Source organism: Selenobaculum gibii, from assembly GCF_030273445.1.
GTDB lineage: Bacteria > Bacillota > Negativicutes > ICN-92133 > ICN-92133 > Selenobaculum > Selenobaculum gibii.
Map to the genome: position 1 here is coordinate 1740519 of NZ_CP120678.1, position 26613 is coordinate 1767131.

The 26613-nt window shown below is 34.4% G+C and carries 22 protein-coding genes; 1 reads left to right on the forward strand and 21 read right to left on the reverse strand.

Annotated elements, in window-relative coordinates:
* Nucleotides 1–9: 9 nt before the first annotated feature.
* The 15 genes from P3F81_RS08285 to P3F81_RS08355 all read right to left on the reverse strand — a co-directional run bounded on the left by P3F81_RS08285 (nucleotide 10) and on the right by P3F81_RS08355 (nucleotide 18998).
* Nucleotides 10–3114 (reverse strand): PAS domain-containing hybrid sensor histidine kinase/response regulator, encoded by a 3105-nt coding sequence (locus P3F81_RS08285; protein WP_147669769.1) that lies wholly within the window; start codon nucleotides 3112–3114, stop codon nucleotides 10–12.
* A gap of 21 nt (nucleotides 3115–3135) precedes the next feature.
* Nucleotides 3136–4152 carry a protein-glutamate methylesterase/protein-glutamine glutaminase gene (locus tag P3F81_RS08290; RefSeq protein WP_147669768.1) on the reverse strand — a complete coding sequence of 339 codons (1017 nt, stop codon included), beginning with the start codon at nucleotides 4150–4152 and terminating at the stop codon, nucleotides 3136–3138.
* A gap of 1 nt (nucleotide 4153) precedes the next feature.
* Nucleotides 4154–4972, reverse strand: a complete 819-nt coding sequence (locus P3F81_RS08295) for a CheR family methyltransferase (protein ID WP_147669767.1) — start codon at nucleotides 4970–4972, stop codon at nucleotides 4154–4156.
* Nucleotides 4973–5064: 92 nt separating this feature from the next.
* A complete protein-coding gene (locus P3F81_RS08300) occupies nucleotides 5065–6759 on the reverse strand; it encodes a methyl-accepting chemotaxis protein (protein WP_309320296.1) in 1695 nt (564 codons plus the stop codon).
* Between the two features lie 60 nt (nucleotides 6760–6819).
* The gene (locus tag P3F81_RS08305) at nucleotides 6820–7314 is read right to left on the reverse strand and encodes a chemotaxis protein CheW (protein ID WP_147669766.1); all 495 of its coding nucleotides are present in this window, start codon (nucleotides 7312–7314) and stop codon (nucleotides 6820–6822) included.
* Nucleotides 7315–7334: 20 nt separating this feature from the next.
* Entirely contained in the window at nucleotides 7335–9401 is a 2067-nt protein-coding gene (locus P3F81_RS08310; protein WP_309320298.1) for a chemotaxis protein CheA, read from the reverse strand.
* 102 nt (nucleotides 9402–9503) lie between these two features.
* A complete protein-coding gene (locus tag P3F81_RS08315) occupies nucleotides 9504–9866 on the reverse strand; it encodes a response regulator (protein WP_147669765.1) in 363 nt (120 codons plus the stop codon).
* Nucleotides 9867–10113: 247 nt separating this feature from the next.
* Nucleotides 10114–10782: a tetratricopeptide repeat protein gene (locus P3F81_RS08320; RefSeq protein WP_309320300.1), complete on the reverse strand. Its 669-nt coding sequence runs from the start codon at nucleotides 10780–10782 to the stop codon at nucleotides 10114–10116.
* Nucleotides 10783–10887: 105 nt separating this feature from the next.
* Nucleotides 10888–11886 carry a GGGtGRT protein gene (locus P3F81_RS08325; protein WP_147669763.1) on the reverse strand — a complete coding sequence of 333 codons (999 nt, stop codon included), beginning with the start codon at nucleotides 11884–11886 and terminating at the stop codon, nucleotides 10888–10890.
* A 32-nt stretch (nucleotides 11887–11918) separates the two neighbouring features.
* Nucleotides 11919–12611 carry an iron-sulfur cluster assembly scaffold protein gene (locus P3F81_RS08330; RefSeq protein WP_147669762.1) on the reverse strand — a complete coding sequence of 231 codons (693 nt, stop codon included), beginning with the start codon at nucleotides 12609–12611 and terminating at the stop codon, nucleotides 11919–11921.
* A gap of 174 nt (nucleotides 12612–12785) precedes the next feature.
* On the reverse strand, nucleotides 12786–13742 hold the full coding sequence (locus P3F81_RS08335; RefSeq protein WP_147669963.1) for a D-2-hydroxyacid dehydrogenase: 957 nt from the start codon (nucleotides 13740–13742) through the stop codon (nucleotides 12786–12788).
* A 164-nt stretch (nucleotides 13743–13906) separates the two neighbouring features.
* Entirely contained in the window at nucleotides 13907–15502 is a 1596-nt protein-coding gene (locus tag P3F81_RS08340) for an ArnT family glycosyltransferase (protein WP_147669761.1), read from the reverse strand.
* Nucleotides 15499–16767, reverse strand: a complete 1269-nt coding sequence (locus P3F81_RS08345) for an ATP-binding protein (protein ID WP_147669760.1) — start codon at nucleotides 16765–16767, stop codon at nucleotides 15499–15501. The genes P3F81_RS08340 and P3F81_RS08345 overlap by 4 nt, the downstream gene beginning before the upstream one ends.
* A gap of 4 nt (nucleotides 16768–16771) precedes the next feature.
* Nucleotides 16772–17443: a response regulator transcription factor gene (locus P3F81_RS08350; RefSeq protein WP_147669759.1), complete on the reverse strand. Its 672-nt coding sequence runs from the start codon at nucleotides 17441–17443 to the stop codon at nucleotides 16772–16774.
* Between the two features lie 4 nt (nucleotides 17444–17447).
* On the reverse strand, nucleotides 17448–18998 hold the full coding sequence (locus tag P3F81_RS08355; RefSeq protein ID WP_147669758.1) for an ArnT family glycosyltransferase: 1551 nt from the start codon (nucleotides 18996–18998) through the stop codon (nucleotides 17448–17450).
* Nucleotides 18999–19111: 113 nt separating this feature from the next.
* On the opposite strand from P3F81_RS08355, the gene P3F81_RS08360 reads away from it, so the two are divergent.
* Nucleotides 19112–19891, forward strand: coding sequence for an enoyl-CoA hydratase/isomerase family protein (locus tag P3F81_RS08360; RefSeq protein WP_147669757.1), 780 nt, complete (start codon nucleotides 19112–19114; stop codon nucleotides 19889–19891).
* Nucleotides 19892–20300: 409 nt separating this feature from the next.
* Here the strand turns inward: P3F81_RS08360 and P3F81_RS08365 are convergent, their stop codons facing one another.
* From P3F81_RS08365 to P3F81_RS08390, 6 genes are all read right to left on the reverse strand, one after another.
* Nucleotides 20301–21416 carry an ABC transporter permease gene (locus P3F81_RS08365; protein ID WP_147669756.1) on the reverse strand — a complete coding sequence of 372 codons (1116 nt, stop codon included), beginning with the start codon at nucleotides 21414–21416 and terminating at the stop codon, nucleotides 20301–20303.
* A complete protein-coding gene (locus tag P3F81_RS08370) occupies nucleotides 21409–22317 on the reverse strand; it encodes an ABC transporter ATP-binding protein (protein WP_147669755.1) in 909 nt (302 codons plus the stop codon). The genes P3F81_RS08365 and P3F81_RS08370 overlap by 8 nt, the downstream gene beginning before the upstream one ends.
* Nucleotides 22317–23228 carry an ABC transporter ATP-binding protein gene (locus tag P3F81_RS08375; RefSeq protein ID WP_147669754.1) on the reverse strand — a complete coding sequence of 304 codons (912 nt, stop codon included), beginning with the start codon at nucleotides 23226–23228 and terminating at the stop codon, nucleotides 22317–22319. The genes P3F81_RS08370 and P3F81_RS08375 overlap by 1 nt, the downstream gene beginning before the upstream one ends.
* The gene (locus tag P3F81_RS08380) at nucleotides 23221–24198 is read right to left on the reverse strand and encodes an HlyD family secretion protein (protein ID WP_147669753.1); all 978 of its coding nucleotides are present in this window, start codon (nucleotides 24196–24198) and stop codon (nucleotides 23221–23223) included. The genes P3F81_RS08375 and P3F81_RS08380 overlap by 8 nt, the downstream gene beginning before the upstream one ends.
* 27 nt (nucleotides 24199–24225) lie before the next feature.
* Nucleotides 24226–24822 carry a TetR/AcrR family transcriptional regulator gene (locus P3F81_RS08385; protein WP_147669752.1) on the reverse strand — a complete coding sequence of 199 codons (597 nt, stop codon included), beginning with the start codon at nucleotides 24820–24822 and terminating at the stop codon, nucleotides 24226–24228.
* Nucleotides 24823–24934: 112 nt separating this feature from the next.
* Entirely contained in the window at nucleotides 24935–26446 is a 1512-nt protein-coding gene (locus P3F81_RS08390; protein WP_147669751.1) for an IMP dehydrogenase, read from the reverse strand.
* Nucleotides 26447–26613: the final 167 nt, after the last annotated feature.

Genomic DNA, 26613 nt, shown 5'->3' on the forward strand with positions numbered 1-26613 from the left:
TACACCCCTTTATTCATTAAAAATATTTAGTATATCTTTCAATAAATTTAACTGTTCCATTGCTTCGTCTAAATCTCCCCGTCTAGCTGCTAATTGAATTTTAAACAAAATACCATTTTCTTCTTCTTGATGATTTTCTTGAAAAATATCTCTCAACACTTCGGCTTTTCTTTCAATATTGTTAATATTTTCTTTACAAATTTCAACCTCTAAATCCTTAACTAATTCCAATAAATTTTTTACATGTATTTGTTGCTCATGCGTTTTATCACTAATTTTACTTAAACAATATGTCATTAAATCGTCTATATTTACTTCGTCTATATTCGTAGATGCGTTCTCAACATACTTTTGTAAGTGTGTATTTATCACTTCTTTTATTTTCGCATCCAACTCATCCATTGGAATTGGCTTTGCTATATATTCATCCATTCCATAGGACAAATATTTTTCCCTATCGCCACTTAGAGCATTTGCAGTAAGCGCAATAATTGGTGTATATGTCTCTTCCCTCTTTTCATAAGCTCTAATATATTGTGTTGCTTCCACACCACCCATTTCAGCCATTTGTATATCCATTAAAATACAATCATATTTATCAGTCTGCACGTTCTCTATAGCTTCTCTTCCATTGCTAACAACGGTTACATCATAATTCAATTCTTTTAAAATCTTACTTATAACAAGCTGATTTACGAGGTCATCCTCAACGAGTAAAATTCTTCTTTTTATCTTTTCTTTTCTATCTTCATTCGACGTACCTATACTTTTACTCTTTTCTATTTCTAAATTTTCAAGAGCTGAAACTTCTCTACAAGGCAAAACAAAGGTAAATTTACTGCCACTCTCATACGTACTCTCTACAAAAATTTCACCTTCCATCATTTCTACCAATTGTTTAGTAATCATGAGTCCTAATCCAGTCCCGCCAAACTTGCGTGTAATTGCCCCATCAACTTGACTGAATAATTGAAAAAGCTTTTTCTTATCATTTTCAGCAATTCCAATTCCCGTATCTATAACAGAAAAATTTAATTTTTCAATTTCATCTTCGACTATTTTTTTTGCAGTTAAAGTGACACTTCCTTCTCTGGTAAATTTAACCGCATTACTGATAAGGTTATCAAAAATCTGTTTTAAGCGTGTAGGATCACTAACAATATATCTAGGCAAATTTGAGGAAAGCAAGTAGGACAATTCTAAGCCTTTTTCTTCAGCCTTAACTGCATGTGCTTTGATAACATCTTCTATCACTCCATACAAATTAAACCGAATCATTTCCATTAAAAGTTTCCCAGCTTCCATTTTTGAAAAATCTAAAATATCATTGATAATTCTTAACAAAGAGGTAGAACATGATTTTGCTATCTTTAAATTTTCTCTTTGCTCTTCACTCAAGTTTCCTAATAAAGTTAAGTCAATCATTCCTACCATTCCATTAATTGGTGTGCGAATTTCATGACTCATATTTGCTAAAAATTGACTCTTAGCTTGATTTGCCTCTTCAGCTGCTAGTTTTGCTTTTTTCAATTGCTTCTCAGCCGATTTCTGCTCTGTTATATCTCTATATAATGCAGCAAAAAACCCTTTTTCCAAACTATAAACGGATAAATGCAACCATTTTTTAGTCATTCTACAATAAAACTCTTTATCAAATCTGCCACATCCAGCCAATGCAATTTTTCCGCATTCAGCAATCCAATCACTATAATTAATCGAGCACTCTGGGAAAATATCCGAAAAATTCATCCCAACAATTTTTTTCCTCCCAATCCCCATAATTTTTAAAAAATCGCTATTCACTTCAATAAATTGAAAATCCAGTGGTATATTTTTTTCATTCGTTACAATTCGATTATAAGTAAAGCCACTATGCATATTCATAAACAACGTATGATATTTAGTTCTACTATCTTGTACTGCCTTTTCAAACTCTTTTTTACTCGTAATATCGATACCAATCCCCACATATCCAGCTGGCAATCCGTCTACACCATATACTCTCTGATTTATGCACCATAACCATCTATAAATCCCTTGACAATTTTTCACCCGAAATTCAGCTTCATAATTATCTTTTGGATTCAGTTTTTTAAAAGAAGTACTTAAATCATCTGGATGTATATAATCAATCCATTTTGTATGATGAAGTTCCTTACTATCAAACCCTAAAAAATTTTTGCATTGATCATTTAAATAGATAAATTCCTTACCTTTAATCCACCAAACAATTCCGGGAAAACTTGATAAAATTTTAATATGAAAATCTCTAGAACGAGCAATTTCCAATTCTCGTTCTTTTCTTTCTGTTGTATCTAATAGACTAACGACAATATTCTGATTTTCTCCTTGTTTAGTTCGAGTTATACTTATTCTTAACCAAACGGATTTTTGTATTTCTCCATTTATATAATTAAGCAATGTTTCTATATTTTCTACCGCATTTACATTCGTAAGCACATTAATAATACCTGCACGAATTGCACATTCTTTGCAAGCAGAAGATTTTCCGCATCCGTATTCTAAACTATTTATACAGCAAAATGCATCTCCAAACTGGTTTCCTATAATACAATTACGATCTTTATTCATAATTAACAACGCAGATTGATTGATATTTGTAATTGCTCCGGCTTCATTTAGCGTGCACATTCCTACAGGCGATGAATTAAAAATTAATTGTAAATTTTCACGCTCATCTACAACATATTCTTCTAAATTATGCAATCTTGTAATATCACGTAATACTACCACACCACCAGCAATAGAATTATCATTTCTTCGTATTGGCGAACACGTTGCCGATAAATAAATTTTTTCTCCATCATTACGCTTTATTCCTGAGTTTTTTTCAAGCCCCACAACCTTTTCTTCAGAAATTGCACGTTTTATCGGACTATCCAAAATTTTCCCCGTATCCAAATTGATAATTGGACAAACCTCAGTAAAAGTTTTCCCATAGGATCCCTCAGTAGTCACATTAATAATCTTAGCAGCCGCCTCATTAATATAAACAACATTTCTCTGAATATCTGTCATAATGATCCCATCACCGATACAATCTAACACGTCATGGATTGGCATATACGATTCTTCAATACATTCTTTTAGCATAATATCACACTACTCTCTATACTAGATAAAAGAACAAATTTGCTCTGCGATTTGATCTAAAGGCACTTGTTTTTCCACTGCACCAATATTATAGGCGACGCGAGGCATACCATAAACAACTGAACTTCCCTCATCCTGTCCAATCGTTCTCGCACCAGCTTTACGCATATTGAGTAGCCCTTTCGCTCCATCATAACCCATTCCAGTCATAATTACACCGATTGCCTTATTACCATAAATCTCTGCAACCGAATTAAAAAGAACATCGACTGAAGGACAATGACCATTGACTTTTTCCCCTTCAAAACACTCTACGCAAATTTCCGCACCCCGCTTCTTTACTCTCATTTGCATATTCCCTGGAGCTATTAGCACTCTTCCTGGAAAAACTTCATCTCCATTTTTCGCTTCTTTTACTTCTAACTCACAAATTGAGTCAAGTCTTTTAGCAAACATATCTGAAAAAACCGGAGGGATATGCTGTACGATGACAATCCCTGGTATATTCCCTTTTAGCTCCGTAATCACATCTGTCAATGCAACGGTTCCACCTGTAGATGCACCAATTGCAATAATTTTATTTTGTACTTGATGAGAAGGCATAGACGAATCAATGAAAGATTTTTTATGTAATGTTCCTTGCTGAATTTTTGCATTTACAGCAATCTTTATTTTTGTAATCAAATCATTAAAAAAATCTCTATTCGTCAGGATCGCCTTTCCGTCAGGTTTTTTAATGAAATCAACGGCACCTAGTTGTATTGCCTCAAAAACACAATCATTTATAGAACTAATTACAATTGTTGGGATCGGATACTGAGGGATTAATTTTCGCAAAAATTCTATCCCGTTCATCTTTGGCATTTCTACATCTAAAGTCATAACATCAGGGTGATATTGAAGGATTTTATCTCTAGCATCGAATGGATCAACAGCAGTTGCAACTACTTCTATCATTAAATCTTTTGATAATGCTTTTGATAATGCCTCACGAAAAACAATTGAATCATCTACAATTAAAAGTTTTATTTTTCTCATATCATAATCCCTTTCTATACACAGCTGGCATTACATATTGAAAAGAAAAATCACCACGTTCAATAACTTCCGAATGCCCAATAAATAAATATCCTCCCGGTTCCAACCATTGATAAAATTTATTAACAAGTTCTTTTCTTGTCACACGATCAAAGTAAATCATTACATTACGGCAAAAAATTATATGAAACTTTTTTTTAAATAAAAATTGAGGATTATTTAAATTAAACTGCCTAAAAATAATTTCGTTTTTCAAAGAATTTTTTACTTGAAAATTATTTTCGTTTATCTGTTTAAAATAAGTTTTGCGCCACCTTTTAGGCAACATATCGATAGATTCATCATTATAAATTCCAAGGCGTGCATCATTCAAAGCAGAAGTAGATAAATCCGTAGCCAATAATTTTGTATCCCAAGACTGTTTTTGTAAAGAAAAAAAGTCTTGAATGATCATAGCTAATGTATACGCTTCCTCTCCCGTTGAGCATGCAGCACACCAAGTCCGCAAATCATTGTCTGAAAGTTTTTCTGAAAAATAAGGTAAAACCTCTTCCGAAAAATACTCAAAATGCTGAGATTCTCGCATAAAAAATGTATGATTTGTTGTAATTGCATTTGCTAAAATTTTATCTGCTTGCCCCGTTTTATCCTGTAATAAATATTGATAATAATCATTTGCATTATCAATTCCTAAACTCAAAAGCACTTTATGTAGACGGCCCTCAACAAGAGTTTTTTTCTCTCTTCCTAAATGAATACCAAATTTATTCTTTATATATAATGTTAATTTCCGAAAATCTTCTTCTGATAATATCCCCATTTTATCACCCGTTCGCTACCAACGATTATCAATTTAAAATTTGCTCGCATTAGATGATATATCATCTAATGCGAGCAAATAATTCCTAGTAATCAATACTTTCCAAATTCATCATCAGTTAAAGCAATTTGATTGATATCACTTTTCTTTTTACCATTTAATTTTATCTCAGATGATGATTTTTTCCTATCATCAAACTCAACTTTATCTTCATAAAAATTTTGCTTTACACTATTCTTTGTAAACTTAAATTCACCAATGGTGTCTTTTAATAAGCTTGCTTGTGCACTAAGTTCTTCACTAGCCGCTGCCGATTCCTCTGCTGTTGCCGAATTAGCCTGAACAACCTGTGAAACTTGAAGTACACCCTGATTAATTTGTTCAAGTGCTATGCTTTGTTCGTTAGAGGCATGAGCTATATTGTCGATAAGGCTAGCGACACCTGTTACTGCCTCTACGATAACATCAAGAGCTTCCGCTGTTTTATTCGCGATTTTTGTTCCCTCATTCACTTTAACAATAGACCCTTCAATCATCTCCGTAGTTTCTTCTGCTGCTTTTGCCGAACGCGCAGCTAGATTTCTTACTTCTTCTGCAACTACAGCAAATCCCTTTCCATGTTGCCCCGCCCGTGCAGCTTCAACCGCTGCATTTAATGCTAAAATATTTGTCTGGAATGCAATTTCATCAATTACTTTAATAATTTTTGAAATATTTGCTGAAGAACCGTTAATCTCCGTCATAGAAGTTAACATAGCTTTCATATGTTCATTACCTATTTTTGCATTTTTTTGCGCATTTATCGTAAGTTTATTTGCTTCATCAGCATGTTCTGCATTTAATTTTGTTTGGGATGAAATTTCTTCCAAGGACGACGATAATTCTTCCACCGAGCTTGCTTGTTCTGTCGCTCCTTGTGATAAAGATATACTGGCATCCGATACATTCTTTGCTCCCGCAGCAACCTGTTCCGAAGCTACATCAATATTAGCTAATGCAATATTCATATGATTCCGCATTTTTTCAAAAGCTTTTGCCAAAGAACCAATCTCATCTAGATTTTTTATTTTTAGTTGCGTAGATAAATCCCCATTCGCAATTTTTTCAGATGCATCTACCAATATATTTAATCGTTTAGCTATTGTACGAGCTAATAATATCCCTGCAACTATCGCTACAATTGTGACAACTAGCATAACAATCCACATCATATACATCGTTTGATGTGCGCGTTCACTAGCAGCTGTATTTTGCTTCATCCCATTTTCTTTTGCCAAATTATATAAAGATGCAAGACCTGTATTAATTTTATTTGAAGCCTCAACTGCTCCACTGTTAACCATAAAACTCCAAGCTTCTTTATCTTTATTCTGCAAAGCCATTTGAATGGCCTGATCCCTGAAATAGTTGTATTTTTCTAAATTATTTTTAAATTCACCTAGTTCTTTTTTTGCTTCTTCCGATTGTGCCTTTGAAAGAACTATTTGATAAGCATGCTCTAAATTTTTATCAACTTCTTGCAAGTTATGAATGCTTTCATTAATTGATTTTGCATCATCGTATAAAAAAACATCACGAAAAACACTGCGGCTCTGGTTGAAAATCGTCGCCATATTTGCGATTTCGCCTGTTGCCAAACCATAATTATTATAAATTTCACTATATTCATCGTCTAACTTATCCATTTGATATATCCCAGAAATACATACGCAAGCCATAATAATTGTGACACCAATCAATGCACACATAATTTTACTTCCAATTTTCATATTCTTCAAAAATCCCATCTTTATGCCTCCTCTAAAATTATATACTTATTTCAATTTTGATATATGTCTAAAAGTAAATTAAGCTTCCAATGCTGTAAATCTAGCTTTATCATCATCTCCAATTAATTTATCACAATCTAATAACAATTTAACCTCTTCACCAACTTTACCAATACCCTTGATGTATTTATTTTGTGAAGATTTAATGGCTGGTGGTTCAACAATATTTTCTTCTGGAATTGAAAGAACCTCTGATACACCATCCACAATAAAACCAATGGATATATCTCTAACATCAACAACAATAATACACGTTCGATCATTATATTCTCGAAATTCTTTTTTGAATCTTAATCGAATATCCATAACAGGAATGATCTTACCACGTAAATTAACAATACCGCGTACATATTCTGGAACTTCTGGGATTTCGGTAATTGGTTGAATCCCAATAATTTCTGTTACAACGGCAATTTCAATTCCATAAAATTCATTACCAATAATAAATGTAAGAAATTTTCCTTTTTGTGTATCTTCCTCTTCAATCATTTGTTCAACTATATTTTCCGCCATCTTATACCTCCTCCTTTTTCTTAAATTTTATTACTTAAACCAATCGCATCTAAAATTAAGCTGATACTGCCATCTCCTAGTAATGTACAACCAGTAATTCCTGCCATATTAGATATTTTCTTTATATAGTTAGGAACCGGCTTAACAACAATTTGCTGAACACCTACAAGATTATCAGCGAATATTGCCATTGTCATATGTTCAGATTCAACCATAACGATAATTCCTTTTGTTAAATCAATAACGTTTGTCTCAATATCATAAAATTTATGTAATCGTATAATTGGATAACATTGTCCTCGCACCATAATAAGCTCATTACCATTTGTATCGACTAAAATTTGTTTTTTAGCTGGTCTAAACGATTCTCGAATTGACATGATTGGTATCGTATAAGATGATTTTCCTACTTCAACAGTCATTCCATCTACAATTGCTAAAGTTAATGGAATCTTTAATGTAATAGTACTTCCTTTTCCTTGAATACTATCCAGTAAAATATTCCCACCAACCGCTTTAATATTCTGGACAACCACATCCATCCCAACACCACGACCGGAAAACTCTGTCACTTTTTCTTTCGTAGAAAAACCAGGTGCAAAGATGAAAGAATAAATTTCTTTGTCGGTGAGCTCTGATTCCGTTTTTGTTATTAAGCCATTGTTTCTTGCCCGCTCAAGAATTTTCTCACGATTAAGGCCTCTACCATCATCAATAATGTTAATAATAACTTCATTCCCGGCATTTTGCGCTTCAAGAGTTACTCTCCCTTTTATTGGCTTTCCTACAGCACTCCTCTCTTCCGGCATTTCAATGCCATGATCAATTGAGTTCCGAATAAGGTGCATCAACGGATCGGAAATATGCTCTATAACGTTTTTATCAACTTCCGTATCTTCCCCGACTAAAACTAATTCTACCTTTTTATCCAGCTTTTTCGACATATCCCGTACAATACGATTCATCTTCTGAAAGGTAGCATTTAAAGGAACCATACGAATTGACATCACACTATCTTGCAGCTCAGCACTAATCTTTCTCAATTGCCTCGACGCCTTATAAAAATTCTCCAACTCAAGATCTTTTAAGTCAGGATTTTGTGTCACCATTGCTTCAGCAATTACAAGTTCTCCCACTAAATCCATTAAATGATCCAATTTCCGAACATTTACACTGATCATACTTTGTGTAATGATCCCTTCGTGGCTTTCAGGTTTTAAAGATTTCTCTGTAAGAATCGGTTTTATTGGCAAGTCCTCAATAACAATTTCTTTTACAACTTTTTGTTCTTTTGGCCAATATTCACATTCCTGAACACTATCCAGCTTTTTTAATTCTAATTTTCTCAAAAATATAGTCTGATTCAATATCTGTTCAATTTCCTCATATGACTTATCAGTCGTTAAACAGATCTGAAAACCATTTGTACGAATTGCCAAAACCGTATCATCATCTTCTAAAATATTTTCTGGTTTATAATAAATTTCACTTACAACATCCTGTAATGCATTTAACACCGCATATCCTCTAATATTTTCCATTTCGCAATCTAATTCAAAAAATATAGTAGCATCAAATACATTTAATTCCTGATTACTTTTTATATTTTTATCTGCCCCTATATAATATTGCTGTTTTGGGGAAGATTTTTTCTTTTCTGAATTTTCAGATATATCTCCGTTTATTGACTTTAAATTTGTTAAAAAAGATTTAGTTTCTTCTACTAAATTGTCTGCAATTCCATCTGCATCATGCCCATCTTCAATTTTTGAAATCTCGCCCTTTATAAAATCAGCAGCTGATAAAATAATATCTGTTAAACCAGAACAATCTATATTAGGTGGATTTTTCTCGCGTATGTAATAAAAAATATCTTCAATCGCATGAGATAAACTCGATACCTCATTTACTAACATCATCGCCGATGATCCTTTAATCGTATGCATAATACGAAAGACTTCATTGACTTCATCATTGTTAAATGCACCATTTTTCTCACTTTGAATAGTCAATTGTTCCAGTTGTTCTAAAAGCTGATTTGTCTCAAAAATGAACATCTCCATCATCGGTTCATGTACATTTCCCACTTTATCATCTCCTTCAACCTATCCAATGGTTATTATATTTATCCTAAAACTAAATAAAGCACAAATTTTTTTCTACATTATAAAAAATTGCAGCACGAATGATTATCTACCTACAATCTTTTCAATTGTCTGAATAACAAAATCTTCTTTAAATGGTTTTACAATAAAATATTTAGCCCCTTGTAAAACAGCCTCTTTAATCATGGCCTCTTGTCCCATAGAAGAAACCATAATCACAACAACATCTTTATCTATCTTCCTCAACTCTTTTAAAGTAGTAATTCCATCCATATTCGGCATTGTAATATCTAATGTAACAAAATCTGGTCTGACCTCTTGATATTTTCGCAAAGCAATATTTCCATCATTCGCCTCAGCTGCAATTTGATATCCATTCTTTTCCAGCATTGTTCGCAATGCTAATCGAACAAATGCAGCATCATCCACGATAAGTACTTTTTTCATTTATCTTCCTCCACCAAAATCACCTATAAAAATTCTATAAATTAAATCACTTTATGAGAATCCACCTGGTACTTTTATCCTATTTTTGCTTCATTAGCCTAATTTCATATATTTCTTTCTTGTACTTATAATTAAACAAAAAGAATAAAAACTCCTACAAAATTCACGAAAATTATCCAAAAGATAATGAAATTATTTTCGCAAATTATAGGAGTTTTACACAAATCCATTTACTTTTTTTACTATTTTATTTTTTTTTACGGAAAAAGTTTAAAAATTTATCAAAAAAATCAGAAGATGCATTGGATGTAAATTTAAAACTAACGCGTTTATAATTTTCATTTGCACCAAAATAATTTTGTTTAGCAGCCATTCTATACCAGTGCATAGCAACTTCATCATTTTGTTCAACACCATCACCGAATTCATACAATCGTCCTAAAGAATCTTGTGCCGCTGCATTTCCATTATTCGCGGCTTTAATATACCAATCCGCTGCCGCCGTATAATTTTTCATATCTTCATATAATGCAGCTAAATTATATTCAGCTAAAACATAACCATTTGATGCTGATTCTTTATACCAACGAATTGCTTCGTCGTTATCTTTTTTCACACCTTTAGCAGACTCATATGCAACAGCTAAATTATTTTGCGCAACTCGTTCTCCTAACTCGGCGGCTTTCAAATAATACTCGGCCGCTTTTGCATAATCTTTTCTACAACCTTCACCCTTAGTATACATATAACCAAGTTTACATAATGCTAAAGGGCTATTTTGCATAGCAGCTTTCTCATACCAATTTAATGATTCTTTTAAATCTTTTTTTACTCCATTTCCCATGTAATATGCATAAGCTAATTGGCATTGAGCTTCTTGGTCTCCATTCTCTGCCGCTCTTTTACAATTTTCCATCATAACCTCCACTATACACTTCACAATACTATAATATGAGCTATTATAACATAAAAAAATAACGGTATCCACCACATGGGTGAATACCGCTTATCTCTACTAATATTATTTACTTGCTTCTTCAATTGCAACTGCTACAGCAACACTTGCGCCAACCATTGGATTGTTCCCCATACCAATTAACCCCATCATTTCTACGTGAGCTGGTACGGAAGAAGAGCCTGCAAATTGTGCATCGGAATGCATTCTACCTAAAGTATCAGTCATACCATAGGAAGCAGGACCTGCTGCCATGTTATCTGGATGAAGCGTTCTACCAGTACCGCCACCAGAAGCAACGGAGAAGTATTTTCTACCATTTTCAACACATTCTTTTTTGTATGTACCTGCTACTGGATGTTGGAAACGAGTAGGATTTGTAGAGTTACCAGTGATGGAAATATCTACACCTTCACTACGCATAATTGCAACGCCTTCTTGTACATCGTTTGCACCATAGCAACGAACTTTTGCTCTTTCACCATTAGAATAAGCAGTTTCGTTAACAATTTTTAATTCGCCAGTATAATAATCATAATCAGTTTGTACATAAGTAAAACCATTGATACGAGAAATTACTAATGCAGCATCTTTACCAAGACCATTTAAAATAACGCGTAATGGATCTTTTCTTACTTTATTTGCACTTCTAGCTAGACCAATTGCACCTTCAGCAGCCGCAAAAGATTCATGACCTGCTAAGAAAGCAAAACATTTTGTATCTTCAGTTAAAAGCATGGAAGCTAAGTTCCCATGACCTAAACCAACTTTTCTATTATCAGCAACGGAACCAGGAATACAGAAAGCTTGTAAACCTTCACCGATAGCTTTTGCAGCTTCAGCAGCTTTTGTGCAACCTTTTTTAATTGCAATTGCAGCACCTAAAGTATATGCCCAACATGCATTTTCAAAGCAGATTGGTTGAATACCTTTTACGATTTCTGCAACATTAATTCCTTTATCAAGACAGATTTTTTCTGCTTCTTCAAGAGATGCAATCCCAAAACCTTGCATAGCTTTTGTGATTGTATCAATACGACGTTCATAACCTTCAAACTTTGCCATACCAAAAATTCCCCTCTCTAAACTATTTTTGACTATTCTTGACGTGGATCGATATATTTTACAGCATCATCAAATCTACCATATTGACCAGTAGCTTTTTCCATAGCTTCAGCTGGAGCGATGCCTTTTTTAATCATTTCCATCATTTTCCCAAGATGAACAAATTTATAACCAATAATCTGATCATTTTCATCTAAAGCAATTTTTAAGATATAGCCTTCTGCTAATTCTAAATAACGAGGGCCTTTTGCCAATGTACCATATGTAGAACCAACTTGGCTGCGCAAACCTTTACCTAAATCTTCAAGACCTGCACCTACTGGAAGTCCGCCTTCCGAGAATGCAGTTTGTGTTCTACCGTAAACGATTTGTAAGAATAACTCACGCATAGCTGTGTTAATTGCATCACATACAAGGTCAGTATTTAATGCTTCTAATAAAGTTTTACCAGGAAGAATTTCAGAAGCCATTGCGGCAGAATGTGTCATACCGGAACAACCAATTGTTTCTACTAAAGCTTCTTGAATAATACCATCTTTAACGTTAAGTGTTAATTTACAAGCTCCTTGTTGAGGCGCACACCAACCGATACCATGTGTTAAGCCATTGATATCTTTAATTTCTTTGGATTTTGTCCATTTTCCTTCTTGCGGAATTGGTGCTGCACCATGATTTGTAGCACGTGCTACACAAGTCATTGCTTCTACTTCATGCGAGTAAATCATATTAGCTCTCCTCTCAAAATAAATAAACTCATGCCAAATAAGCGGCAATCGTTGTTAACCCAAATACACGTTAAAAGGACATAACCCCATAACCATATTTATATTACAACATTTTCATCATTATTGTAAATAGTCGTTTGATGTTATTCTTTAAAACTTTTCCAGATATATTGTCTAATTGACTACATTTATCGGCGCATTTGCAATAAAACCTGTTAAATTATCCGTTGCTATGTTCATTAATCTCCTGCGGGCTTCCAAAGGTGCCCATGCAATGTGCGGCGTAATAATGCAGTTTTTTGCCTTTAACAACGGATTATCTTTTTGCATTGGTTCAACAGCAATTACATCTACTGCCGCTCCATAAACTTTACCTGTATTTAGTGAATCAGCTAAGTCCTGTTCAACAACTAAAGCCCCACGTCCTGTATTTAAAATAATCACGCCATCTTTCATTTTGGTAATATTTTCTTTATTGATAATCCCTTGCGTCTTTTCAGATAGTGGACAATGAAGCGAAATCACATCCGAAACACTAAAGAGCTCATCCAACGAAACAAATTTAAACGTATCACTTTCTAAATTCTTGTCTGGATAATGACTATAAACAACCACTTTCATTCCTAATGTTTGAACAATCTTTGCTACAGATTTGCCAATTTTGCCAAAACCAATAATCCCAAATGTTTTTCCGTCTAGTTCGATAAGCGGTGTATTCCAATAAGAAAAATCCTTACTTCTCGTCCATTCGCCTGACATAACGCCAATGCTATGACTGCCAATGTTATGACAAATCTCCAATAATAGCCCTAATGTAAATTGCGCGACCGACATCGTACTATAGGCCGGCACATTGCAAACAGTAATTCCTAGTTTACGTGCATAATTTACATCAAGCACATTATAACCTGTAGCTAAAACACCGACAAATTTTAACTTTGGACACGCTTTTAGTATTTCATTCGTTAAAACTGTCTTATTAGTGAAGATGGCCTCCGCATCACCAATACGCGTTAAAGTTTCTTCCGGTGTAGTTCTATCATAAACTTTTAATTCCCCTAACGCTTCAATTCCACTCCAACTTAAATCCCCTGGATTGAGTACATATCCGTCTAACACAACAATCTTCATCATGAACACCTCACCTTAAAAAATATCCACTTACTCATTTCAACATTTCTATCTGTATTCCCTGTCTCCTTGGTTAATTCTTTATGGAGTATCTTTATTAAATTCTATCCTTGAAACTCATCGTATAAATTGAGCAAAGGTAAGCATAATGATTATCCATCACCCTAATATAAACGTTTCTTATACAGTGTGCCTTTTTCGCTGGAAACCAAAGGATAATAATCTTTGGCAACCTGCATTTGTGAAAATTTACTCAAGCTATATTCGTGTACAATTAAATAAACTTCTTTTTCTTCTTTTGTCCTTTCGATAAAATCTTCAAGTTTCTCTCTAGGGTATAAATATTTTCTTGACCAAATTCCAGTATCTACATGTTCATCTGGTAAGATAACCGACTTTATTTCACCATTCCAATAAAATAAAGCTGATGTTTGATAATCTCCGATATTTTCTACAATTGCATTTGGTGGAATAAACGCCGCCAAATGTCTTGCAGTCCTCATTTGTGCGTAATTGGGTAAAATGATCCCAGCCAATAAAAGATAGCCTAAAATAAAACTTACAGCAATATTACATAAAATTTTTCTTTGTTCTCTGGCAAATAAAATTGAAGCCCCGCCCCATAAAGCAAATATAGCACAGCCAAAATAAATAAATTCTTCATTTGTCTTTATCGCTTTTGCATTCCCCACACCTATGCCAAGAAGCAAAAATAACATTGGAATCATTACCCATAGCCAAATCTTTTTATCGTCCCTCTTCAAAAATTCATTTAATGTATATGCACTTAGAATAGCCGCTGGAAATAAAACCGGAAAGCTATAAGTTAAATATTTTGTCGCCATACAGGTGTAAAAAGCTACAGGTAGAACCAACCAAATAAGATAAAACCAATTTCGATCGGTTAGATTTCTTTTTTTGATTATCTCATAAATTGTTCTGATAAATATACCAGTCCAAGGGAGTAGAGCAACCGGTAACACTAAAAGATAGTAATAAAAAACATTCATTTCTGGATGTTCTGATATTGTAGCCCTTGCAATATTATGAAGACCAATAAAGCTATCAATAAAATCCCAGCCATGATGGATAAACATATAAACATACCATGGCATTCCTACGAAAACAAAGGCTAAAATACCTTGCCATGCATATAAATACTTAAACATCCCCCAGGACTTTGTGATAAAAATATATGCAAATAACGTTAGCATTGGTAATAAAAACCCTATCGGACCTTTCGTCAGCACTGCCAATCCTAAAGCAATATAAGCGATTATCCCATAAATTGCTCTTTCCTTTTTCCACGCTAAATAAAATAGACCTAGTGCAGAATTATGAAAGAAAAATAAAAATGCATCTGTAACAATTACTCTAGATAGTACCCAAAATTGTAATGATGTCGCTAATATGAATGCGCTCAAAAAAGCCATCGTTTTGCTTTTTTCATTGTACCATACAAACCAATACATAAAAGCAACACTTAAAGAGCTAGCAGCTATCATAGGAAAGCGTGCGGCAAATTCATTTAGCCCAAATATTTTATAGCTAGAAATCAGCATCCAATACGTAAATATTGGCTTATCATACCAATATTCACCGTAAATTCGCATAGACAAAAAATCATGACTTAACAACATCTCTTTAGCCGTGAGCGCATAATTAGATTCGACTGGATCTGTAATTGGAAAACTCCAAGTAAACATCCCATAAAAAATTAAACAAGAAATAAAAATTAAACATTCATTACGGTATTTCATCTTTTCGGTAAAACTACAGTAAATGTAGTTCCTTCTCCCAATTTACTCATCAATTTTATTTCTCCCTTATGCATGGTTACAATCCATTTCGCAATAGATAATCCCAAGCCACTTCCACCTATCGCTCGCGAACGAGCTTTATCCACACGATAGAATCGATCAAAAATATGATTTTGATCAGATTCGGATATTCCAATTCCAGTATCGATAACTTGAATAAAAACATTATTTTCATAACGATTCAAACTCGCTTTAATCGTAATTTTTCCTCCATCTAATGTATATTTGATTGCATTATCAAGCAAGATTAAAATAAGTTGTTTTATTCGCTCTAAATCAGCAAAAACTTTGATGTCAAATTCATTATTAAAACGAACTTCTATGGACTTCTCACCTGCCAAAGAACGGAGTTTTCGTATCGTTTCCTCAATTACTTCTCCTAAATAAAACTCGGTCTTGTTTAATTTATACCCTTGCCCCTCCGACCTGGCCAGGGTTAATAAATCCGTAACCAGCCTTGACATTTTGCGAATTTCATCTTTCATATCCATGATAATTTGTTCAATAAAGGGCGATTTGCTTAATGTCTGCTCTTGTTCGATCACCTCGACTGAAGACATAATTACACTTAATGGAGTCCTAAGCTCATGGGAAGCATCCGCAGTAAATTGTCGCTGTTTATCATATGCCAGTTTTATCGGCACCATTGCTTTTTTAGCCATGACATGACCAGCGATTGCCGCAATAATAAGGGCGATAATTGATACAACGATTATAATTGTTGTGGCTTTACGCATCCCTTTATAATACGTCGTTACATCGCGTCCAACATAAATCATTCCCACTTTTTCACCATTTACCATAATCGGAAGCGCTGACATCATGATTTTATATTCATCATCAAACTTTAATGTCGTAATTTTTCCAGTACCATCTTGCCAATGATTAATTTTATCCAATATCTGTGCTTTTATCTCCTCGGCCGGATTCAGTGCATTAAATAACTGCCCACTATTGTCATAGGCATAAAAAAACAAACGACGATTGTTGTTGTCTTCATCTTCGTCCATAAAAAACTCATTATGTTGAAAAAATATTGCATGTTCAACAGCTTCTTCCTGCGCGTACAACAAGACTTCATGCTCTTGCTCATTCGTGATTGACCATATCATACTCTCATGTACACAAAAAACTAATACGATAAAAAACATCGCCATAATCGCAGTATAATATAGACTTAATTTGCGGTGAATTTCATTAAACACGTAGCTATTCCTCCAATTTATATCCAATCCCACGAATCGTTTTAATCATAGTTCCAGCTTCATCAAGCCCCATTTTTCTTCTTAACAATTTTATATAAGACTCAATAATATTAGAATTAACTTCACCTTCAATTCCCCATACTCGTTCAATAATCCGATCACGCGATATTACGATTCCTTTATTTTGAACAAGCAAATCGAGAATCTGAAATTCACGTGGTGATAATTGGATCACGCTATCCCATCTTTTTACTAGTTTTTGTGTTCTATCTAGAGTAAACTCTCCAAAAACAATTGTTTCCTTTTGTATTTTTAAATTAGTCCGCCTTGCTAGAGCACGAATTCTTGCAAATAATTCTTCAAATTCAAACGGCTTTACTAAATAATCATCCGCTCCTCCATCAAGTCCCACCACTCGATCTTCAATCGAATCACGCGCCGTTAACATTAGAATTGAACTTTCACAACCATTTTCTCGCAATCTTTTACAAGCATCTATCCCACTTTCAACCGGCATCATCCAGTCCAATATAATGATATCGTAAGGATCAAACATGGCATATTCATATGCCATGTCTCCCGATGTTACCCAATCAACGAAATGTCCTTTTTGCTGTAACATATATTGAATTAATTTACCTAATTTCATATCATCTTCAGCTAATAAAATTCGCATAAACTCACCCACTTTGGACTTTATAGAGTAATAACACATCTTTTTGTTTATTAATAATCATTAAATTTTCTTTTTCCTTTATTGACAATTGATCAAAATTCTTTTCTCGAACTAAAAAGTACGCTTCTTTTTCCCCTTTCACTGCCGCCTGTAAATCTGTTTTTAATTCCCGTCCGGCAACTCCCGTATAATAACAAAAACCTGGTCGGTAAAACTTTTCAACATATACAGGTGTAGATTGATTAACATATACTTCATTAAAAACCTCAGCAGTCGGTTTTACTGATACAAAATCAGTAATGGCTGGAAAAATGCAATTCATTAAAATAACAACAAACCCCATCATTCCAACAACAATCCCCAATAAATAACATCGTCTATTCTTTACAAAATTACTCAAAAACACCCAACTAACCATTCCCACAAAAAGAACGCCCAGATATTTTATCCCGTTAATTTGGATTCCTAATTTATATTCGGCCGTTATTTCCAATACAATAAAAATTAAGAGACTAATCAACATCATCCCTGCTCCAGCGAAATTTAATGTTTTTATTCGAAATTCTTTAATACAGCGATTCATATACCAGCCTGTCAATAATGCCATTGGTGGATACATTGGTAGAATATAAGAAATTAATTTTGTCTGTGAAACACTGAAAAATACAAAAACAATACTAAGCCATATCATCAAAGCTAAAATATTTTTCCCCTTTTCTTTGTTTTTCTCCCTCCACCCTTCATAAAGAGCTGGCAGTAAGTAACTGACCCAAGGGAAAAATCCTATACAAAGAACAGGAAGATAATAATACCAGATCTGCCCTGATTCATGCTCTGGTGATAAAAATCGCGTAACATTATGAAAGCCTAAAAAAGTTTCAATAAAATCCATTCCATGTAAATTATACATCATTCCATACCATGGAACAGTAATTAACAAAAATATTATACCACCTTGAAAAATTTTTAAATTAAAAATTTCTATCCAATTCTTTGTTGCGATTAAGTGCAACAAAATAATTGCAAGTGGCAAAACAATGCCTACTGGACCTTTGGTTAATACCGATAACCCCATAAATACATACATTAATCTATATTGTTTGCTAAGATAAGCAAATATTACTCCGCTAAAAAAACAACTTAAGGTAATATCCGTAACCGCAGCTTTCCCCAGATAAAAATATTCAAAACTCGTTACTAATATCAAAGCTCCATATAGCGCTGACCTGCGATCAAATAAACGATTACCATAGTAGTAAACGAGCATAGCTCCAGCAATTGCCAATACCGCTGACGGTAAACGCGCCGAAAGTTCGGTTGCTCCAAAAAATTTTACCGCCAATGCAATCAACCAATAATACATTGGCGGCTTATCATACCAAAAATCCCCATATATTCTTGGGGAAATAAAATCATTATGATTTAGCATCTCTAGTGCCGTTTGTATATACACTGGTTCATCAGGATCTAAAAGTGGGACTGCCCCTAATTTAAATAACATAATAAATCCAGCCACGATCAATATAATTATCACATCTAAATTTTTTCTTTCCACAAAATCACCTATTTTCTAAATCTACTGCTACCACTATAAACCGCAAAAATGAAAAATAGCTGAAAAAGAAAAATTGTGCTAGAATAAACTAAAGAAGATTCGGAGGGGAATATATGGAAAATGAAACTGTATTATACGCATTAGAAGATGAGATTGCAACAATTACATTAAACAGACCTAAATCACTGAATGCAATGAATGAAGAACTCGTCGACAGTCTTAGGCATTGCTTAACTAGGGCAAGCCAAGATGAAAGCCGTGCGATTATCCTCACGGGGAATGGACGCGCCTTTTGTGCCGGCGGTGATTTAGCGCACCTGTCTACATTAACCGCACCAATCAAAGCAAAAGAATTTATCACTAAGGTTGGTAAGCTCGTCAAGCAAATCCAAGCAATTCAAAAGCCTGTCATCGCAATGGTAAACGGTGTAGCTGCTGGTGCCGGCTTTAATCTTGCCCTTGCCTGTGATATTATTTATGCGGCAAAATCCGCACGCTTTGCCCAGAGCTTCGCTAAGGTGGGACTTGTGCCGGATTGCGGCGGCATGTACTTATTACCAAGAGTTATCGGCCTACATAAAGCAAAAGAATTGATGTTTACTGCAGATTTAATCAATGTAGAAACAGCGAATCAACTCGGGCTAATTAACCATATTTCTGAAGATAATGCTCTTGCAGATGAAACTTACGCCTTTGCCAAAAAGCTAAAAGAATCAGCACCAATCGCTTTAGCAATGATAAAACAAACGCTAAATGAATCCGCTGATTTATCTTTAAATACTCTATTGAGTAAAGAGGGCGCTCTGCAAACCATTTGTATGCAGACAAAAGACTATCAAGAAGGACTTACTGCATTTAAAGAAAAACGTTCACCGTTATTTTCCGGGAAATAAAAATGCTGTTGTAGTAAGAGTTCATCACTCTTACTACAACAGCATTTTTCTAATTTCACATACTTCCGATTAGTTTTGCTATTTCTGTCAGTTTCTCGGCTGGTTTGACAAGTGCCATACGAATGTACTTCTCACCTAACTTTCCAAAAGCAGTTCCCGGTGTAACGACTACCCCAGTTTACTCTAATAATTCTTCGCAAAACTCCACCGATGAATTATGCATAATCCATTTTTTCCTCCTACTGCTTTAGCATGAAATATAATTTCTGTTTTAATTCTTAAATAAATTTCAAACTCCTGCCAAATTTGATAAATAGATGACGTCAAATGATTTCTTCTATAGACTCATTTGCTAATAGTATAAATTAAAATTTTATTATCGAAATTCACTTAAAACTAATTTTTTCATTTAATCTAAGGTTTTGCTAAACTTTTTAATACTGATTCCTAATGTTGCTGTAATAAAAATAACCAGCGCCAATATCTGGCCCCAAAGCAACTGAATGCTATTCCCTTTCAAAATAATTCCTCGCAAAATTTCAAGAAAATAAGTAATTGGTAGTAATCTTCCGAGATGATAAAAAATTTCTGGCATCGCATCGCGCGGAAACATAAATCCAGATAATAAAATACTTGGTAAGAAAATAAACAACGACATCTGCATTGCCTGCATCTGCGTTCTTGCATAACTCGAAATCAAAATTCCCAGAGTTAAGGAAGCAATAATAAATAAAGATGTCAATCCATATAGCAAAGCTATACTACCTCGAATCGGTAAGTCAAATACGATAATCCCTATCAATAAGGCAATAGTGGCTTGTACATAACCAACAAAGCTATAAGGAATAATTTTACCTAACATCAATTCGTATGATTTAAGCGGTGTAACAATCAACTGTTCCAACGTACCATTTTCCCGTTCTCGAACAATTGCCATAGAAGTAATCATCACCATCGTCATCGTTAAAATTACCCCCATGATTCCAGGAACCATATAATATGCACTCACAAAATCCTGATTGTACCAACTACGTATTCGTATATCATATAAATTCGCCTGTGTGTCTTTCCCTTTTTTGCTAAGCAACACTTCTTGTGATTTTAACTGTCCAATAGATTGTGCAGCACCAATTGCCGAAGATGCTGACATAGAATCCGAAGCATCTACTAATACTTGAATTGGTGTCGATTTTTCATGTTTAATATTCTCTGCTAAATCGGGCGGAATAATAATCCCAACTTTCGCTGATCCATCTTCAATGAGGCGATTTACCTTTGAAAAATCATCTACTACATATTCTACAGAAAAATATTCACTGGAGGTAAAACTCGCCAATAACTCTCTGCTTTCTGTACTAAGCGACTGATCAAAAACAACCGTTTTTAAGTGCTTAACATCCGTATTAATTGCAAAACCAAAAATCAGCAATTGAACAATCGGTAAGACCAGCATCATCGCTAAAGTTAAATTGTCACGCCGCATTTGAATAAATTCCTTTTTCAACAATGCTTTAAGTCTAATCATTAATCTCACCTCGCTTTAACTTGACATAATAAACAAATACATCTTCCATCGTCGGTACAATTTTTTTATATGTATATGCTGAAAAATAGCTTTCATTATCTTTTTCCAAAAGGACACGAAGAGTTTTTCCATGAATATATGCATCTTTAAATGGTAACCCGGTCTCTTTTATCTCTTGCAATAAGCCTAATGAATCATTACTTTCCAGTAAAATCAACGTCCCATCAATACTTTTTTTAAGCTCTCCTACACTGCCAAAAGCAATTAATTCTCCTTGATACATAAACCCAACAACATGGCAGTGTTCTACTTCATCCATAAAATGCGTACTAACCAAAACCGTTGTTCCCTGCTCCGCCAAGTCATAAATAATTTGCCAAAACATCCGTCGCGCTTTTGGATCTACCCCACCGGTTGGTTCATCAAGAAAAAGTAATTTTGGTTGATGTAAAATCGCACACCCCAATGCCAAACGTTGTTTAATCCCTCCAGATAGATTGGCTACAAGTGTCGACATCATATTTCCCAAATTTACCGTTTGCATTACCTCACGAATTCGATTTTCTTTTTCTCTCCCTGCTAAACCATACATTCCTGCATAAAAATCCAAATTTTCTATTACCGTCAAATCAGGATACAAACTAAATTTCTGCGACATATAACCAATTTTTTGTTTGATTTGCTCACTTTCCTTCGCAATATCAAAGCCCAATACTTTTCCACTACCGGCAGTTGGTGATAAAATCCCACATAACATTCGTATTGTCGTAGATTTTCCCGAGCCATTTGGTCCTAAAAACCCACAAATCCGCCCACGTTTCACTTGAAAATTAAGTTTATTCACTGCAATAAAATCACCAAATTTACATAATAAATCCTTCGTTTCAATTGCCAACTCCATTATTTATCACCACCCATATGCGCAATAGCAACAAAGACATCTTCTAAACACGGGGTTGTTTCTTCTAAACGATTTATTGCAATTTTGTGATTTACTAACGTGTCTTGTATCGCCTTTTTCACTACTTTATCATCCTTCACTATCAGATGATATTTTTCACCAAAAGAATTAATATCCAAAACAATTAATTTTAACAAATCACCAAGCACACGTTCATCTTTCATCGGCGTTTCCAAGGATAATATTTTATAGGGATAATTCTCTATCAATTGGTTTGGTGTTGCACACGAAACCAAACTACCATCTTTCATCAATGCAACTCGATGACACAATTCAGCCTCATCCATATAAGGAGTGGCAACAACAATCGTCATCCCCGTTTTATTCAACTCGTAGAGTAACTGCCAAAACTCTCTTCTCGCTACAGGATCAACACCTGTCGTCGGCTCATCAAGGAAAAACACCTCAGGCTTATGCATCAATCCTGCCGCCAACGCCAATTTTTGTTTCATTCCACCTGATAAATTCCCACTCAAACGATGTCTAAACTCCCACAAACCAGTAAATGTTAAAATTTTTTCTGTTTTTTCTTGAATTTCACTGTTTTTTACACCGTATAATGCACCAATTAACTCAATGTTTTCTAACACACTTAAATCCTGATATAAACTAAATTTTTGTGGAACATAACCAAAACGCCCTTTGATTCTCTCGATATTCTCTGTTCCTAAAACCGTGATTTTTCCTGTGAAATTCTTCAAAAGACCTAACATTAAACGGATTGTTGTCGTTTTCCCTGCACCATCTGGTCCCACGAGACCAAAAATTTCTCCTTGCTCAATTCGTAAATTCAAATCTTGGACGCCAATTACCTCCGAAAAATTTTTAGTTACATGCATTAACTCAATCATTAAATCTCACATCCGCAGGCATTCCTGGCTTTAATATGCCTTCTGTATTTTCCACCGCAATTTTTACTGCAAATACCATATTCGTGCGTTCATTTTTCGTAATGCTTTGCCGTGGTGTAAACTCAGCTTTTTCACTAATCTCTTTTACCCTGCCTACAAAGATCCGTTCCGGATAAGCATCTACAAAAACTTTTACCTCTTCTTTTAATTTCACCTTACCAATCTCAGTTGAAGGAATATAGATTTTCACCCAACAATCCGATAAGTCTCCTAAAGTAAAAAGGGAACTTCCAACCCCGACGTATTCACCAGCCTCAAAGTTTTTCGTCAATACAACACCATTTATCGGACTATAAACATCATGATCTTGGTAATTAAGCTTCGATGCCTTTAACACAGCCGTTAATCGCTCAACCTCAATTTTTTGCGCTAGAATAACATCACTGCGGTTCCCCGCTAAAACCAGTTTTTCATTTTCTTTTGCAGCCTGTAAATTTTGATAAGCAACTTCATAAGCTGATTTTGCATTATCTAAGCTTTGCTTTGCTACAACACCACCGTTATACAATTCTTGATAACGTTGATAATCAGCTAACGCTTTTTGATAAACTGACTCCATCGCCGCTGTACTTGCCGTTGCCGCATTGATTTCTTCAACTCTTGCACCTTTTTCTAAATCCATTAGCTGAACTTTTGCTTTTTCTAATGCCAGTGTATCACGATCTAACTGCGCCCTGCTATCCGCTTGATCAATTCTAGCTGCTAACGCCCCTTTTGCTATTGTATCACCTTCTTTTACTTGAAGAGAATCTATGTACCCATTCGTCTTCGTTGTAATATCTACTTTTGTCACTTCTACCGTTCCTGTATAAACAAGTGCATCTTCCTGCTGTTTATATAGTTTATAGCCTGCTATACAGAATAATACAATTAAAAATATGGAAACAAAAACCTTCTTTTTCTTCTGCATTTCCTTCACCTCTTTTTTAAATCATATTTACTCACTTGCAATCCCATAAAGATAATTTTTTAGTACATTAGTTAGATAAGCATCCACTGAATTTTCTTTATTCGGCATAATTTTTCTACGAATCGGTTTTGTAACAAAATAAAAAATTATCATTCCAGCTAAAGAAAATGCCGTATGTGGAATATCTAAATCACTTTTAAACTCCCCATCTTCTACACCAGCTTTTATCGTTTGATAAATAAAACGATAAACTTTCGAACTTTGATTCTCAACTATCGCTCCTCCATATTCTGTCGGACTTGTTACTTCATTCATCATAAATCTTGTCAAGTAAGGGTAATTTAAATGAACTTTTGCAACCTGGTTTGCAAAAAAACGAAATCTTTCCATAGCAGATAAACCGATTTGTTTTTCAACTAAGTCCAAAGCTTCTAAAACCGGTTTTAATTGATTCTTAAGTACCTCCTGATAAAGCCCTTCTTTACTCTGAAAATAATAAGAAATTGCTGATACATTCACCTGAGCTATACTTGTTACTTCCCTTACTGATACAGCAAAAAATCCTTTTGTAGCAAATAATTTCGTAGCAATTTCAATTAATTTTGTACGCGTATCTTTCTCCATTTCAACCTCCAAACAAACGATTGTTTGAATTCATTTTATCAAGCCATTTATTTACTGTCAATATAAAAAACAACCGCCCTTTGCATTTTTGCAAAGGGCGGTTATCCTCTATTTATTCTTCGTTACGATAATATTTATCTTTTACGATAACGTCGTGAGAGCTTCCTTCAACAATACTTGTTGCAGAAATCAATGTTAATTTCGCATTTTTTTGTAACTCAGGAATTGTTAATGCACCACAGTTACACATCGTTGAACGAACTTTATTTAACGTAACTGTTACATTATCCTTTAAGCTACCAGCATATGGAACATAGGAGTCAACGCCTTCTTCGAAGGATAATTTTTTATCTCCGCCCATGTCATAACGTTGCCAGTTACGCGCTCTATTGGAGCCTTCGCCCCAATACTCTTTTAAGTAATTTCCTTTAATTTTAACTTTATTTGTTGGACTTTCATCAAAGCGGGAGAAGTATCTACCGAGCATTACGAAATCAGCACCCATAGCTAAAGCTAAAGTTACATGATAATCGTGTACAATACCACCATCAGAACATACCGGAATATAAATTCCTGTTTCTGCAAAATATTCATCACGTGCAGCAACTACATCAATCAACGCTGTAGCTTGTCCACGTCCAATCCCTTTTTGTTCACGAGTGATACAAATAGAACCACCACCGATACCGACTTTAATGAAATCAGCACCTGCTTCAGCTAAGAAACGAAAGCCTTCACGATCTACAACGTTGCCTGCACCAACTTTAACTTCATTGCCAAAGTTTTTATGAATATATTCAAGTGTGATTTTTTGCCATTCAGAGAAACCTTCTGAAGAATCAATACAAAGTACATCTGCACCAGCAGCAATTAACGCAGGAACGCGTTCCGCATAATCACGTGTATTAATACCAGCGCCTACAACATAACGTTTTTGCGCATCAATTAATTCATTTGTATTCTCTTTATTATCCGTATAGTCTTTACGGAATACCATGTATTTTAAGCGTTGATTTTCATCTATTAATGGCAGCATATTTAATTTATGTTCCCATATTAAGTTATTCGCATCTTTTAAGGAAGTCGTATCCGCGTCTGCCCAAATTAATTTTTCAAAAGGCGTCATGAAATCTGCAACTTTTGTATCCATAGACATTCTTGTTACACGATAGTCACGACTTGTTACAATACCAAGTAATTTTCCTTCTGGCGTACCATCTTCAGTAACTGCCATCGTAGAATGACCTGTTCTTTCTTTCAGGTCGACAACTTCACGTAAAGTTGTACTTGGAAGAATATTAGAATCGCTTCTTACAAAACCTGATTTGTAATTTTTCACTCTAGCAACCATCGCTGCTTCATTTTCGATGGATTGAGAACCATAAATAAATGAAACACCACCTTCTTTAGCTAAAGCAACAGCCATTTTATCATCAGAAACGGCCTGCATAATCGCAGAAGTTAATGGAATATTCATCGAAATCGAAGGTTCTTCACCCTTTTTAAATTTTACAAGAGGAGTTTTTAAACTCACATTTGCTGGAATACATTCTGTAGAAGAATATCCAGGTACTAATAAGTATTCACCAAAAGTATGAGATGCTTCTGAAAAATAATATGCCATATATCTATACCTTCTTTTCTTTAAAGTTATTTTCCTTATTTTTATATTGTTTTGTATAATACTACTTTTTTATTACCCTTGTCAATATGCCTACTTTATTTTTAAAAATAAAGTACAAACTTCTTTTACACTAAGAATATTTTAACACTTTTTTTATTTATTATTAA